General features: G+C 40.6%; 12 protein-coding genes and 5 tRNA genes. 13 read left to right on the top strand and 4 right to left on the bottom strand.

Annotated features, from left to right (window positions below; translation table 11 throughout):
- Positions 1-347: 347 nt before the first annotated feature.
- On the bottom strand, positions 348-677 hold the full coding sequence (locus tag HJP15_RS21225; protein ID WP_054205335.1) for a hypothetical protein: 330 nt from the start codon (positions 675-677) through the stop codon (positions 348-350).
- 466 nt (positions 678-1,143) lie between these two features.
- On the opposite strand from HJP15_RS21225, the gene HJP15_RS21220 reads away from it, so the two are divergent.
- The gene (locus HJP15_RS21220) at positions 1,144-3,237 is read left to right on the top strand and encodes a S8 family serine peptidase (protein WP_170174581.1); all 2,094 of its coding nucleotides are present in this window, start codon (positions 1,144-1,146) and stop codon (positions 3,235-3,237) included.
- A 185-nt stretch (positions 3,238-3,422) separates the two neighbouring features.
- Here HJP15_RS21220 and srmB read toward each other — a convergent pair whose 3' ends face one another.
- The gene (srmB, locus tag HJP15_RS21215) at positions 3,423-4,655 is read right to left on the bottom strand and encodes an ATP-dependent RNA helicase SrmB (RefSeq protein WP_054205337.1); all 1,233 of its coding nucleotides are present in this window, start codon (positions 4,653-4,655) and stop codon (positions 3,423-3,425) included.
- A 76-nt stretch (positions 4,656-4,731) separates the two neighbouring features.
- Between srmB and HJP15_RS21210 the strand changes: the two genes are divergently transcribed.
- Positions 4,732-5,430: a tRNA1(Val) (adenine(37)-N6)-methyltransferase gene (locus HJP15_RS21210; RefSeq protein WP_170174580.1), complete on the top strand. Its 699-nt coding sequence runs from the start codon at positions 4,732-4,734 to the stop codon at positions 5,428-5,430.
- A gap of 93 nt (positions 5,431-5,523) precedes the next feature.
- On the opposite strand, the gene HJP15_RS21205 is transcribed toward HJP15_RS21210, so the two are convergent.
- Positions 5,524-6,177: a hypothetical protein gene (locus tag HJP15_RS21205; protein ID WP_170174579.1), complete on the bottom strand. Its 654-nt coding sequence runs from the start codon at positions 6,175-6,177 to the stop codon at positions 5,524-5,526.
- A 162-nt stretch (positions 6,178-6,339) separates the two neighbouring features.
- Entirely contained in the window at positions 6,340-6,861 is a 522-nt protein-coding gene (fldB, locus tag HJP15_RS21200; RefSeq protein WP_054205340.1) for a flavodoxin FldB, read from the bottom strand.
- Positions 6,862-7,010: 149 nt separating this feature from the next.
- On the opposite strand from fldB, the gene xerD reads away from it, so the two are divergent.
- The 11 genes from xerD (at position 7,011) to HJP15_RS21145 (ending at position 14,539) form a co-directional block, all read left to right on the top strand.
- A complete protein-coding gene (gene xerD / locus HJP15_RS21195; protein ID WP_099459010.1) occupies positions 7,011-7,895 on the top strand; it encodes a site-specific tyrosine recombinase XerD in 885 nt (294 codons plus the stop codon).
- A gap of 64 nt (positions 7,896-7,959) precedes the next feature.
- Positions 7,960-8,688 (top strand): bifunctional protein-disulfide isomerase/oxidoreductase DsbC, encoded by a 729-nt coding sequence (dsbC, locus tag HJP15_RS21190; RefSeq protein WP_054453131.1) that lies wholly within the window; start codon positions 7,960-7,962, stop codon positions 8,686-8,688.
- A gap of 77 nt (positions 8,689-8,765) precedes the next feature.
- On the top strand, positions 8,766-10,487 hold the full coding sequence (gene recJ / locus HJP15_RS21185) for a single-stranded-DNA-specific exonuclease RecJ (protein WP_054205343.1): 1,722 nt from the start codon (positions 8,766-8,768) through the stop codon (positions 10,485-10,487).
- A 154-nt stretch (positions 10,488-10,641) separates the two neighbouring features.
- A protein-coding gene (gene prfB / locus HJP15_RS21180) for a peptide chain release factor 2 (protein ID WP_099459009.1) occupies positions 10,642-11,740 on the top strand; the annotation gives its coding sequence in 2 pieces (ribosomal slippage) (positions 10,642-10,716 and positions 10,718-11,740; 1,098 coding nt in all).
- Between the two features lie 26 nt (positions 11,741-11,766).
- Complete coding sequence (lysS, locus tag HJP15_RS21175; RefSeq protein ID WP_054205345.1) at positions 11,767-13,302, top strand: lysine--tRNA ligase; 1,536 nt, start codon at positions 11,767-11,769, stop codon at positions 13,300-13,302.
- A 291-nt stretch (positions 13,303-13,593) separates the two neighbouring features.
- The gene (locus HJP15_RS21170; protein WP_054205346.1) at positions 13,594-13,776 is read left to right on the top strand and encodes a hypothetical protein; all 183 of its coding nucleotides are present in this window, start codon (positions 13,594-13,596) and stop codon (positions 13,774-13,776) included.
- A 129-nt stretch (positions 13,777-13,905) separates the two neighbouring features.
- Positions 13,906-13,998: transfer RNA gene (locus tag HJP15_RS21165), tRNA-Ser, on the top strand.
- Between the two features lie 36 nt (positions 13,999-14,034).
- Positions 14,035-14,111 (top strand) — tRNA-Arg (locus tag HJP15_RS21160).
- Between the two features lie 46 nt (positions 14,112-14,157).
- Positions 14,158-14,234 (top strand) — tRNA-Arg (locus HJP15_RS21155).
- Positions 14,235-14,302: 68 nt separating this feature from the next.
- Positions 14,303-14,379: transfer RNA gene (locus tag HJP15_RS21150), tRNA-Arg, on the top strand.
- Between the two features lie 83 nt (positions 14,380-14,462).
- Positions 14,463-14,539, top strand: a tRNA-Arg gene (locus tag HJP15_RS21145).
- Positions 14,540-14,652 lie beyond the last annotated feature (113 nt).

Here is a 14,652-nt window from a genome sequence, read left to right as displayed (position 1 = left end):
TGCAATCAGGTAACAGAAGCTTCACGACACCTATTATACGTCTCTTATTAGAATGAGAGTTCAGTAGGGGATTCATTTCCTGTTATAGGTAGGTAGTGTTCAAAAAACCTGAACCTTGTGCTTACTAAATATTCATTGTTCAATACAATATTAATATTTTTTGGCCTTTGCAAGACCCTGAATCTAGAGATTAATTGGAAGTATAAAAAATTAAATGGTAGCGCTGTTGGAGCTTGTGGACGTGTGACTCGATTCTGAAAATTTTAAAAAGGCTAAGAATTTTAAAGTGTCTCAGTATTCACTAACTACGGTGAAATCTTTCACCGAGTATCTTTAGCTCTGTCCCTCTAATCCCTTACTCTCACCTGCATTTTATTTTCTATGATGGCGATGCCTTGCGTGTTCTCTAAAAACTTTTGTGCCAATGCTCTTTCAAACCCTGTTTCGGCTATACCATAAAGTGCTATTTTGTTGCCCTTAACATGTACTTGTAGCTGCGAAATTTTTAAGTTCGGGTTAGTGCGAAGCTTATTAACAGCGAACTGCTGAAGTGTTGGCTGAGTTGATGCACTGCTGACCATTATCGTGCTGGTGGCTGCGCTGACTTGTGTTGCACAGGCTAATAAAAAAATACAGCAAAGCGATATAAGTAACACAGTTTGTTTAAAGCGGTTCATGATTTCCCTCACATTTAGCTTGGTTAGTAATTTTTATGAATTACACACTGTATTACAATAACCATTCCACACTTAACTTGCTGAATATAATCATATTTTTTATTCGTAATTATGTGAATAGGAGATTTTTACATTTTATTCGGTAAAAAATACGGTGATGCTGATCGTGTTATTCTTTATATATATTTATTTGGACTAAGAAATACCTTTAAAAAATAACAATTATTTTACATTTTATTTGTTGCGTTATTTTGACTGATAAATAGATTAAGCATCTTTGAAATCTAAGGATTTTCTTATATTTTATAAATACTCCTTTAATACCAACTGATTATTTACTCTAGTTAAATTTGTTATAATTTTGTATCAACCCGCTTGACAGCGCTGTCAGGCCTGTGTTTCTATTAAAGGGTTGTGAATTAATTGTAAATTCACTGGGCATAGAATTTAAATCCAAGGAATTAAAATGAGAGCGTCAAAAACCCCAACATTTAAGATAACGGCAGTCGCTACGGCGATTTTATTATCAACAGCAGGATCAGCTATTGCACAAGAAGTTGAGTCAGAGCGTTTTATCGTTCATTTAACTGAGCAAACGACTGCAGTACACACTGCTTTTGCCCGTAGCCAAGCACAGGCTGATAATATTAAAAGAGGCTTGATGAGCGATGTTGCATTACAGGCTAACGTTGAAGTAATTCAAACTCTACCCGATATCAATGCAATGGCGGTGGTTTTAACGGCTGATCAAAAAGCGCGCTTATTACAAAGTTCAGAAGTAGCAAGTATTGAAGTGGATCCAAAGCGTTACTTAATGGCTGAGAGCACGCCTTATGGTATCACTATGGTACAAGCTCAACAGCTATCAGATAATCTTACTGGTAATCAAAAAGTATGTATTATGGATACTGGTTATACACTTAACCACCCTGATTTACCAAGTACAGGGATCACGGGTAGCGATGGCTACGGTGCTAATAATACAGGCAATTGGTACAACGATGGTAATGGCCACGGTACACATGTTGCAGGTACGATAGCGGCGCTTGGCGGAAATGGCGAAGGTGTTATTGGGGTTAATTCATCAGGTCAATTAGGCTTACACATTGTTAAAGTGTTTAACGATCAGGGCCGCTGGGCGTATGGTTCTGATTTAGTGGCGGCAATAGGTCAATGTCAATCTGCAGGTGCAAGTGTAACAAGTATGAGTTTAGGTGGTCCGCAATCATCTAATGCTGAACGTCAAGCATTTGCAAATAGCTATGCACAGGGCATGTTACATATTGCTGCAGCGGGTAATGATGCGAATAGCTCATTAAGCTATCCTGCATCATATGATTCTGTTGTGTCTGTTGCAGCGGTTGACCGCAGTGGTAGAAAAGCATCATTCTCACAATATAACTCACAAGTTGAAATTGCTGCGCCGGGCGTAGGCACTAATTCGACATGGAATAACGGGGGTTATAAAAGTATCAGTGGTACATCAATGGCTACACCGCATGTATCGGGTGTTGCTGCATTAGTATGGAGCCATTTCCCACAGTGTTCAAACCAACAAATTCGCGATGCGTTAAATGTTACAGCACAAGATAAAGGCGCAGCAGGGCGTGATACGTCATATGGCTTTGGTATTGTTAAGGCCAAAGATGCTTATGATTATTTAGCACAATCAGAATGTGGCGGCGGTAGTGGTGTCGATAATGCACCTGTGGCGCGTTTTAGCGCATCGGTAAATGCTAAGCAAGTAACATTCAGTAATGCGTCAACAGATGACAAAGGCATTAGCAGTTATAGCTGGAGTTTTGGTGATGGTAATTCATCAACGGCTGAAAACCCGACTCATACATACGCAGCTGATGGCAGCTATTCAGTTACTTTAGAAGTTACTGATACCGCAGGGCAAGTAAATCAGCGCAGTCAAACAGTGAAAATTTCAACCGCTGTTGGTGGTGAATGTGAAGGTATTGCATCATGGAATGCGAGCAAATCTTACCGTGTTGGTGACTTAGTAGAGTTTAACCAAGTTAAATACAAAGCGACGTGGTGGTCAACAGGTGCAAGCCCAGCTGTTTATTCAAATGTGTGGTCTCGCCAAGGTAATTGTAAAACTGGCGATGGTGGCGGTACTGTAAATCAAGCGCCTAAAGCAAACTTTGATTTTAGCGTATCAGGTTTAGCGGTCAGCTTTACTAACGCATCAACAGATGATGTTGCGGTTACGGCTTATAACTGGACGTTTGGCGACGGTAATGCAGCCAATACAAAAACACCGAGCCATACTTACCAAGCGCCAGGTTCATATGAAGTCAAATTAACCGTAAGTGATGCACAAGGCTTAAACCATACTTTGGTTAAGACTGTGACAGTAACAGACGGTGGAACACCACCCGCAGGTTGTAGTGGTCTTGCAACGTGGAGCTCAACAGCAGTTTACACCGCTGGAAAAGAAGTTGCCCATAGCGGTAATCGTTATAGCGCAAAATGGTGGACGCGTGGTGCTAACCCTGCAGATAACTCATCATCATGGGCTGTATGGAAAGACCTAGGTAAATGTCAATAAATGATTAATTAATACCAATCTGCATAAATATTTGAACAATTTAACGAATTAAATAGACCTTATATCTACCTAGATTGGTATAAAACACTCCCCTTGTTGGGGAGTGTTTTAAATTAAAAAAGCCGAGGCTCTTACGAGACTCGGCTTTTTTAATGAAGGTATGTTATACCTTAATGCAATTGCTCTTACTTCTTTTTCTTCACTTTTGATTTTGCCTTTTTACGGGCTTTAATTTTTGCTGGATCTTTTAGCTTTTTAATCGGCATCTTTGCTTCTTTATGCTGTGGCTCAATACCTTTGATCACTCTGCGTTTTAGCTTTTGTTCAATATAGCGCTCAACTTTAGCAAGGACTAAGATGTCGTGGGCTTCCACTAATGAAATAGCGATACCTTTTTTACCTGCGCGTCCTGTACGACCAATACGGTGAACGTAAACGTCGGCAGTACGAGGCATGTCAAAGTTTATTACATGGCTAATGTCAGCAACATCAATACCACGAGCGGCAACATCGGTTGCAACGAGTATTCTTGTACGACCACTATGAAAGTTTTCCATTGCTTTCATGCGTTTGTCTTGTGGCATTTCACCACGTAACCACGCGGCTTTAACTTCATTAGTGGTTAATTCACCAATTAGTGTTTCAAGTCGCTCGCGGGTTTTAACAAACACAATTGCTTTGGTTAGATCTGGATTTTTTAGTGTATTAACCAATAGCTCTAATTTATGATGATAATCATCGGCTAAATGTACCCATTGATGGATTTTAGCTTTTTCTTTACGTGATGATTCAGCTTCAAGAAGTGCTGGATCATTTAATATTTGCTCTGCAAAGCGCTCAACACTGTCACCTTCTAAGGTGGCTGAGAATAAAAAGCACTGACGGCGATTTTTTGCTTCTTCACAAATACGCATCATTTCTTTACGAAAGCCCATATCGAGCATGCGATCGGCTTCATCAAGAATAAGTAATTCTACGTTTTCGGCATGGAAGTTTTCAGTTTCTAAATACTCCATTAAGCGCCCAGGAGTGGCGATCAAAATGTCGTTGTTTTTTTCAAAAATTTCTTTATGCGTACCATAGTTTATACCGCCAGTAACAACACCTATTTTAAGGTTTGTACCTTTAGCAAGTAGTTCACATTGTTCATGAATTTGATAAGCAAGTTCGCGTGTAGGAGTCATAACGAGTACGCGAGCAAAGCCAGGCTCACGACGTGGAAAATCAAGTAAATACTGAATTGCCGGAATTAAAAATGCCGCAGTCTTACCTGTGCCTGTTGGCGCTGACGCTAAAATGTCACGCCCTTGTAGCGCTTCAGGAATAGCTTGTTGTTGAATGCTTGTTGGGGTTTCATAACCCATTTTAGCAACGGCTTGCAGTAGCTTGTTATCAATATCAAAATCAGAAAATTGCATAGAGTGTCAAAAATAGAGGACAATTGGCGTTAATTATACGCGCTATCGAGCGCTTGGTGAATGAAAAGGTGAAAAAATGTCAGGCTTTGTGTTTAAACAATTTTCGGTCAGCCATGAGCAATGCGCAATGAAGGTCTCAACCGATGGCATTTTACTGGGCGCTTGGGCCGATTTAACGAGTGGTGATAGCTTACTGGATATAGGCGCTGGTACTGGCTTGTTAGCGTTGATGTGTAAACAGCGTGCGCCTCATTTGTTAGTAAATGCAGTGGAAATAGACGCCACTGCTTATGCCCAAGCATCACAGAACATTAGCCAAAGCCCGTGGCCTGATATTGTTATTTATAATTCAGACATTCAATCTTTTACGTCAGAGGTGTTATTTGATGTTGTTGTTTGTAATCCACCGTATTTTAATGACTGTTTAAAAGGAGGGGATCATGCACGTAATACCGCAAGGCATACAGATAGTTTAAGCTTTGCAGAGTTGCTTGTCGCTTTTGATCGCCTAAGCCATCAAGATTCTATATTTAATGTTATTTTACCTTGTAATGAGGCGCAGCAATTTATTGGGCAAGCCACTGCTCAAGGGCTTTATTTACAACGCCACTGTTTAGTGCGCACAACTAAAAATAAATCAGCTACGCGAAGTTTAATGAGTTTTGGCTACCAGCCTCGAATGTGTGAACCAAGCATATTAACGATTCATGATGAAGATGGAAAATACAGTGATGACTATGTTGCGCTGTGTAAGGATTTTTATTTGAAAATGTAAGGGTTGCGAAAGTTGGTAATATGGAGTTTAAAGTAACCCATGATATTTAGCACCACCGCGCGTTAATAAGGTTAACGAGCGGTGGTTGTTTATTTATTCGGTTATTGTGGCTTTGATGCCGCTTTTGTCTACTACGAGTGTGTATGAATTACTGTAAGATGCGTGACAAATTGACAGTATTTTATCATCAACTTTAATGTCTGCATTACAGTCATCAACATGTCGCCAGTGGCTAACATCACCTTGGGTAAGGGTTAAAGGCTTTTCGTTTACTGTAAGCGTTACGGTTTCTGTGGCTAAAAACCTAACCGCAAAAAAGTTATCTTTATTGTCTTGTTGATTTTTAACCAAACTCAGACGTACAAGCTCTTCGTCTTGCCAAGCTATAAAGTGGTAATCTTGATCATTATTTACTTTGTAGAGTTTTTTGTAATTACGCGTATTTTGACTGTGATCTTGCACATAGAAGGATATTTTGTATTTACCATTATGCTCATGTCTTGTTTTTATTGGGTCAGCACCACTGGCTAGCGTATCGACATAATACTTATTGCGTTTCACGTCACGTTCATCGCCATCAAGTTCAGTATTTGCCATATGAAAATCAATTTCTTGATTTGTGGTATTGATGAGTGTGTAGTCATTTTTATAATACGAAGAGCCAAAATTGGCGGTTTCAATGTCTTCAGAATTACAGGCAACAATAAAACTAGATAAAGTAAGTATACATAGAGATCGAGTTAGCATGATTAAATCCTTTTATGTAGGGTATGCATGCTATTTTATGATTAAAGTGACGATTATGTCCTTTTTAAAGTGTAATGTTTTGTTAAAAACTGTATCAACTAGATGCCGCTTTTTACTCAGGTGTATGAGTTGTGATCCGTCGCAGCATCTAATTAAGGGGGGTTACAAGGTTTCGCTGTATTCAGTCATTATTTGCTCTACCCAATTGGCAATACGTTCATCGCTGTGTTCATACTGGCTGTCTTCATCAAGGGCTAAGCCAACAAAATGCTTACCGTCAGCAGTAAGCGCTTTAGACGCTTCAAATTCATAGCTACTGTCGTTTGGCCATAAACCTAATAATGTAAATTGTTGGCTGCTTATTTCATCGTGCAGCATGCCTAGCGCATCTTGAAACCACTGACCGTAACCTTGTTGGTCACCCATGCCAAATAAAGCGATGGTTTTGCCATTGAGATCAACATCTTTAATATCATCCCAAATTGATTCCCAATCTTCTTGTAACTCACCAAAATCCCATGTTGAGATACCAAGGATGATAAAGTCGTACTGCTGCGCATTTTTTAGTGGTTCATCTTTGATATTATGTAGGCTTACAATGTCTTGGCCGATAATATCGCGAATTTTTTCTGCTGCTATTTCTGTATAGCACGTGGTAGAACCATAAAATAAACCAATTTGCATCGTATTTATCACTGTGTATTTGCCTGATATGATAGGCTGAAGTTTACCGTAAGGTATTATTAATTGATACCTTGATAACTATGAGAATAACTGTGACAACGTTACCTGATCATGAGTCATTAGATTCAGCCCTTACAGATCACGACGAACTGCTTAACAATAGCGATTATCTAGAATCTTTTTTAGATAATCTTTATCTAGAACAGCACGTAAGCGATAACACTTTATCTGCATATCGCAGTGATTTAGATAAGTTTTGCCTGTTTTTGGAAGGACAAGATCTGTTAACCGTAACAGGGCAAGATATTGAAAGCTATTTAGCACACCGTGTTGATTTAGGTTTAAAACCACGCAGTACGGCACGTAGCATTAGCGCATTAAAACGGTTTTATCAGTATTTTGTGCGTGAAAAGCACATTTCTGATTCGCCAATGGTAAATATTGCTCAGCCTAAGGCTGGGTTATCGCTACCTAAAACGTTATCAGAGAGTGAGGTTGAGGCATTGCTTGCAGCTCCAAATACAGAAGAGCCAATGGGCTTGCGTGATAAAGCCATGTTGGAGTTGTTATATGCAACAGGTTTACGAGTTAGTGAATTAGTTGGCTTACGTATAGAACAAATTAATTTACGCCAAGCGGTGGTGTTAGTTAAAGGTAAGGGAAATAAAGAACGTTTAGTGCCACTTGGTGAAGAAGCGATGTACTGGTTAGAGCAATTTTTAAAGGTTGGCCGCGCGCAAATGATTAAACACGCGACTGACTTTGTGTTCCCGTCAAAGCGAGGAGTTGGTATGACCCGACAAACTTTTTGGCATCGTATTAAACACTATGCTATTTTGGCTGCAGTTGAATCGCCTTTATCGCCTCATACACTTCGTCATGCGTTTGCAACACACTTATTGAATCATGGTGCTGATCTAAGAGTGGTACAGATGATGCTAGGGCATAGCGACTTATCGACTACACAAATTTATACTCATGTAGCGAATGAACGACTAAAATCGGTACATCAGCAACATCATCCTCGCGCTTAATGAGAATTTTTTCCAGGTTGAGCGGTCTGAGTAGATACTAATTATCAGGATATAAGAGAACATTATGAAAAAGTTAATATTAGCCGGTGCAATGCTAGGCACCAGTTTAAGTGCGTTTGCTAATGGCGTTTTAGCCGTTCCTGATGCTAATGACCCTATAGTAACTAAATTTGCTGCATTGGGTGTTACTGTTAAACACATTAACCCAAGCCCTGTTGCGGGTTTAAAAGAGCTAATTACCGATAAAGGCGTGTTATATGCAAGCCCAGACGGCCAATTTTTAATGCAAGGCACGCTGATTGATTTGAACAATCGTAATAACTTAACTGAGCAAGCACTTAACGGCGTTCGTAAAGGTGGGTTAGTTGAATATGAAGATTCAATGATTGTATATAAAGCTAAAAATGAAAAACACAGCATTACTGTATTCACAGATATTAGCTGTGGTTATTGCCGTAAACTACATCGTGAGCTTGATGATTTACTCGAAGCAGGTATTACTGTTAAGTATTTAGCCTTCCCACGAGGCGGCTTACAAGGGTCAGGTTACGCAGATTTAATGAATGTATGGTGCTCTAAAGATCAGCAAGAAGCCATGACAGAAGCTAAAGCAGGCGCAGACACTAAGGTAACTAAAAACTGTGCAGCACCTGTTGCTGAACATTATCAACTTGGTCAAAGCTTTGGTATCAGTGGTACGCCAGCTATTATTTTAGAAGATGGTACATTAATACCAGGTTATCAGCCAGCAGCAGCATTAGCAGCGGCACTAGAAGCAAATAAATCTTCTTAAGTGTTAACTCATAGAAAGAAGGCCTAAAGGGCCTTTTTTTGTCAGAAGTTTTTAGCCAAAAAAGTTAAATATCCTGCATGAAAAAATTGATACAAGCACGCGAATACGTTGATGATGCTCATTTACCGAGCCATATACATCCGGTTATTAAGCAAATTTATGCCACTCGCCAAGTCGTTCATGCAGATGAGCTTAATAACAGTGCCGCTACCTTACACGACTTCAAGTTATTTAAAGACATAGATAAAGCGACCGATTTGCTACAAAGAGCCCTACAAGCACAAAGTAAAGTGCTTATTGTGGGGGATTTTGATGCCGATGGTGCGACCAGTACAGCCACATTAATGCAAGGGCTGGCAATGTTTGGTTTTGCTCACTTAGATTATTTAATACCAGATAGGTTTAGCCTAGGATATGGATTAAGTCCTGCATTAGCAGAGCAAATAGTCACAATGGCCCCCGATTTAGTGATCACCGTTGATAATGGCATATCCTGTATTGCGGGTATTGATATTGTTAAAGGTGCGGGTATTAAGGTACTGGTTACAGATCATCACTTGCAAGGCGAGCAACTGCCAAATGCTGACGCAATCGTAAATCCAAACCGCCATGACTGTGATTTTCCATCAAAATCAATTGCAGGCGTTGGGGTCGCATTTTACTTATTAATAGCACTAAGAAGCGCATTGCGTGACGCAGGTTACTTTGAGCAGCAATCACCACCTAATTTAGCTGACTTACTAGATATAGTTGCATTGGGCACTGTAGCAGATGTAGTGGCACTGGATGCTAATAACCGCACCTTGGTGCACCAGGGATTAGCACGGATCCGCAGTGGTAAAACACGCCCTGGCATTAGCGCGTTGATTGAAGTGGCAAACCGAAATGCAGCGCGCTTGAGTGCCAGTGATTTTGGTTTTTCACTAGCGCCACGGTTAAATGCGGCTGGGCGTTTAGATGATATGAGTTTAGGCATAGCGTGTTTACTTGCTACAGATATTAATCAAGCGCGTCAGATTGCAGGTGAGCTTGATAGCTTAAATCACGAGCGCCGAGAGATAGAGCAGGGCATGCAAGTTGAGGCGCAGGCCGTGTTAGACAGGCTCGCCTTTAGCGATGAGCAAACACCTGATGCCATTTGTTTATACCAAGAGGACTGGCACCAAGGAGTTATAGGTATACTAGCAGGGCGCTTAAAAGAAAAATACCATCGCCCAACAGTTATTTTTGCTGGTGGCGATAACGGTGAAATCAAGGGATCATGCCGTTCGATAGAAGGGCTGCATATGCGTGATTTACTCGAGCGCTTGAATACCTTGCACCCGCATTTAATTAGCAAGTTTGGTGGCCATGCGATGGCTGCAGGATTAAGTATCAACGAACAGCATTTTAGCGAATTTAAACACGCTTTTGAGCAGGCGGTGAGTGCTAAATTAAGCGATGAGCATAAAAAATGTATTATTTTAACGGATGGTGAGTTACCCAGCGATTGTTTTAATATGGAATTCGCCCAGCAAATTAAACAAGCGGGGCCGTGGGGGCAGCAATTTCCAGAGCCGGTGTTTGAGCATACATTTGAACTTGTACAACAGCGTATTGTGGGTGAAAAGCATTTAAAATTGGTTTTAAAGCATCACTCAGGGCGCTTAGTTGATGCGATAGCCTTTGGTGTTGATGTAAAAGCATGGCCAGATACCGAAGCACGTTTTGTAAAACTTGCCTATCAGCTAGATATCAACGAGTTTAGAGGCAAATTTTCATTGCAGTTAATCGTACGAGAGCTACAAAAAGTATCATAAAAAATATCTATTTTCGATGCATAAAATACTAATAAAGCGCACGATTTTTTGTTAAAATCGGGCGCTTTATTATTTAAAGCGTCATTTAAATAATAATTTGCCTAATATTACGTGGTGATTTGCCGTGTAAACCAGCTATTTTGGAGTAACGTACATGTTTGAAGTGAATCCTGTGATTAATCAAATCAAGGAAATTCGCGAACGTACTGAACTGCTTCGGGGGTACCTTTGACTACGCTCTTAAACAAGAACGTTTAGAAGAAGTTAACGCCGAACTTGAAGATTCAGCCGTATGGAATGAACCAGAGCGCGCGCAAGCGCTTGGTCGTGAAAAGTCTGCACTTGAAGCCGTTGTTGAAACAATCGACAACTTAGTGGCTGGTGCCGATGATGTTGAAGGTCTCTTAGAGCTTGCAATAGAAGCCGAAGACGAAGAAACATTCGCTGAAGCGCAAAGTGAGTTAGCGGATCTAAACGAGCAGCTTGAAGGCTTAGAGTTCCGTCGCATGTTCTCAGGGCCGCATGATGCGAATGATGCATACCTCGATTTACAGTCAGGTTCTGGCGGTACTGAAGCGCAAGATTGGTGTAATATGCTGCTGCGTATGTACTTACGTTGGGGTGAAGCTAAAGGCTTTAAGGTTGAACTTGTAGAAGCAACCGGTGGTGATGTTGCTGGTATTAAAGGTGCAACCGTACGCTTTGTAGGCGAGTATGCTTATGGCTGGTTACGCACAGAGACGGGCGTACATCGCTTAGTTCGTAAAAGTCCATTTGATTCAAGTGGTCGTCGTCACACGTCATTTGCTTCTGCGTTTGTTTACCCTGAAATTGACGATAATATTGAAATTGATATTAACCCGTCTGATTTACGTATCGACGTATACCGTGCATCAGGCGCGGGTGGTCAGCACGTAAATACCACCGAATCTGCAGTACGTATTACGCATGTACCGACTAATACCGTCGTGCAATGCCAGAACGAGCGTTCGCAACATAAAAATAAAGCGCAAGCGATGAAGCAGTTAAAAGCAAAATTATTTGAGCTTGAACTGCAACAGCAAAATGCTGAAAAGCAAACCCAAGAAGATGCAAAATCTGACATCGGCTGGGGAAGCCAAATTCGTTCATATGTACTTGATGATGCCCGTATTAAAGATTTACGAACCGGTGTTGAAAACCGTAATACCCAATCGGTACTTGACGGTAACTTAGATAAATTTATTGAAGCCAGCTTAAAATCTGGCCTATAACCACCAAGCTAAAAAAGAGCTAAAAAATGACTGATCAAATCCAAGACGAAAATAAGTTAATCGCTGAGCGTCGTGGCAAATTAGACGCTATTCGCGCAAATTGCCCAGCCAATGGTCATCCAAACCAATTCCGTCGTGAGCATTACACGGCAGATTTGCAAGCCCAGTTTGGTGATAAGAGTAAAGAAGAATTAGTTGAATCGCAGCATGTTGTGTCTATCGCAGGGCGTATTTTAGCCAAACGCGGACCATTCTTCGTGATTCAAGACATGAAAGGCCGTGTACAGGCGTATGCGTCAAAAGACGTGCAAAAAGATCTTAAAGAAAAATATGGCCAACTAGACACGGGCGATATTATTGGTGTTAAAGGTGCGCTTAATAAATCAGGTAAAGGCGATTTATATGTAGAAATGACAGAGTATCAACTACTTACTAAGTCACTTCGTCCATTACCTGAAAAGTTCCATGGTTTATCTGACCAAGAAACTAAATATCGTCAACGCTATGTCGATTTGATCACTAATGAAGCAACGCGTGAAACATTCCGTATTCGTTCACAAGTCGTTGAAGGTATTCGTCGTTTCTTAGCCGATCGTGACTTTATGGAAGTGGAAACACCAATGCTACAGGTTATTCCTGGTGGCGCATCGGCACGTCCATTTGTAACGCACCACAACGCGCTTGATATCGACATGTACTTACGTATTGCGCCAGAGCTTTACTTAAAGCGTTTAGTGGTTGGCGGTTTTGATCGCGTATTTGAAATTAACCGTAACTTCCGTAATGAAGGGTTATCAACGCGCCATAACCCAGAATTCACGATGATTGAATTCTACCAAGCTTACGCCGATTACATCGACCTGATGAACATCACCGAAGACATGTTACGCACGGTTGCTGAAAATGTACTGGGTAGCGCAATTGTTATTAATACAACCAAAGACGAAAACGGCGACGTTATTGATTCAGTTGAATATGACTTTGGCCAACCGTTTACACGTTTAAGCATGAGTGATGCAATTCTTAAGTACAACCCTGAGTTTGATGCGGCCGTATTTAATGACCCAGAAAATCATTTTGACGAATTAAAAGCATACGCTAAACAAGTACACGTTAAGATCCCTGAAAATTGCGTATGGGGTCCAGGTAAGTTCTTATGTGAGATATTTGAAGAAACAGCTGAGCACATGCTTATTCAGCCTACTTTTATCACAGGTTACCCTTGGGAAGTATCACCACTTGCACGTCGTAATGATGAGAACGCATTTGTTACTGATCGCTTTGAGTTTTTTGTTGGTGGTCGTGAGCTTGCTAATGGCTTCTCTGAGCTTAACGATGCACAAGACCAAGCTGAGCGTTTTACTCGCCAAGTTGAAGAAAAAGACGCGGGTGATGATGAAGCAATGCATTACGATGAAGATTACATCCGTGCGCTTGAATACGGTTTACCACCAACAGCAGGTGAGGGTATTGGTATTGATCGCTTAGTGATGTTGTTTACTGACTCATCAACAATCAAAGATGTGATCTTGTTCCCGCATATGCGTCCACAAGCTGACTAATTCTATTTTTTAGTAAATAGTATTTAAAACGCCGCTTTAAAGCGGCGTTTTTGTGTGCGATATATTTGATCCATTAAATAAGCTATAACGTATTTTTAGCGTCAGTGCTTAATAGGTGTTTAAGTTTAATTACTTGATTTTTAATGATTAAAAAATATTCTTAAAAACACCTAAAATAGAGCAGACAATGTTTTAAAGTTTAACTAAACTAAATACAGTAAATAAGGCGGAAAGTGTGTGTTTTAATATTATTAACACTAAAATACCGCATAGGTAAATGGACTTACTATAATGAAAGATAAAAAATCAGTAGATGCACAGGAACAATTTAGTACTGAAGAGCAAAGGCAGATTTATTATCGTGCCTGTATTGCTGAATTTCAGCAGCTAGGTTATCAAGATCAATATCTCGAACAATTAAATGATGAATTAGTGCATTTATTAGGGGTTTCAAAAGACCCAAATAAACTATAGATTGCTCAATCTTCAAACACAAATGATGGTTTTTTAGCTGTTATGGGTATTCTCTAACCATACAGTCACTTTAAACAAGAAAAGTGTTTGACATATTTTCTGAAATCTTTATTATACGCCCCACAAGACGGAGAGGTGGCCGAGTGGCCGAAGGCGCTCCCCTGCTAAGGGAGTATAGGGTTTGTAGCTCTATCGAGGGTTCGAATCCCTCCTTCTCCGCCATTCATTTTATAAATGGTTTCTTGTACAGTAAAGATTGGGTGCATAGCTCAGCTGGATAGAGTACTCGGCTACGAACCGAGCGGTCGGAGGTTCGAATCCTCCTGCGCCCACCACTCTTTACAAACTCTTCTTAGAGTATAAATAGGAAATATCAAAAGTGGGTGCATAGCTCAGCTGGATAGAGTACTCGGCTACGAACCGAGCGGTCGGAGGTTCGAATCCTCCTGCGCCCACCACTTTTGATACTTAGTTATTGCAAGCTAATTAATATGTCAGATAAGACATTAAAATAGAAATAGAATGTGGGTGCATAGCTCAGCTGGATAGAGTACTCGGCTACGAACCGAGCGGTCGGAGGTTCGAATCCTCCTGCGCCCACCACTTTCTATTTAAAGAATAACAACTTTTGAAATTCATTAGTTGCTGGGACAGTCAAATCAGACTATAAAATTACAATAGAATGTGGGTGCATAGCTCAGCTGGATAGAGTACTCGGCTACGAACCGAGCGGTCGGAGGTTCGAATCCTCCTGCGCCCACCACTTTCTATTACTACTTAAGCTAATAGAAATAAGCCGACGAAAGTCGGTTTTTTTATGCCTGAAATTCACGTTATTGTAGGAACAGGCTTTAGCCATGAAATGTATTTGCAGTA

It is taken from the genome of Pseudoalteromonas sp. NEC-BIFX-2020_002, assembly GCF_013002825.1.
Taxonomy (GTDB): domain Bacteria; phylum Pseudomonadota; class Gammaproteobacteria; order Enterobacterales; family Alteromonadaceae; genus Pseudoalteromonas; species Pseudoalteromonas neustonica.
The sequence above is the reverse complement of the archived record's forward strand: the minus strand, read 5'-3'. Positions and strand labels throughout refer to the sequence as shown.

Coding starts and splice junctions, on each gene's coding strand:
- HJP15_RS21225 (WP_054205335.1), bottom strand. CDS start 677: ATGAACCGCTTTAAACAAACTGTGTTACTTATATCGCTTTGCTGTATT.
- HJP15_RS21220 (WP_170174581.1), top strand. CDS start 1,144: ATGAGAGCGTCAAAAACCCCAACATTTAAGATAACGGCAGTCGCTACG.
- srmB (WP_054205337.1), bottom strand. CDS start 4,655: ATGCAATTTTCTGATTTTGATATTGATAACAAGCTACTGCAAGCCGTT.
- HJP15_RS21210 (WP_170174580.1), top strand. CDS start 4,732: ATGTCAGGCTTTGTGTTTAAACAATTTTCGGTCAGCCATGAGCAATGC.
- HJP15_RS21205 (WP_170174579.1), bottom strand. CDS start 6,177: ATGCTAACTCGATCTCTATGTATACTTACTTTATCTAGTTTTATTGTT.
- fldB (WP_054205340.1), bottom strand. CDS start 6,861: ATGCAAATTGGTTTATTTTATGGTTCTACCACGTGCTATACAGAAATA.
- dsbC (WP_054453131.1), top strand. CDS start 7,960: ATGAAAAAGTTAATATTAGCCGGTGCAATGCTAGGCACCAGTTTAAGT.
- recJ (WP_054205343.1), top strand. CDS start 8,766: ATGAAAAAATTGATACAAGCACGCGAATACGTTGATGATGCTCATTTA.
- lysS (WP_054205345.1), top strand. CDS start 11,767: ATGACTGATCAAATCCAAGACGAAAATAAGTTAATCGCTGAGCGTCGT.
- HJP15_RS21170 (WP_054205346.1), top strand. CDS start 13,594: ATGAAAGATAAAAAATCAGTAGATGCACAGGAACAATTTAGTACTGAA.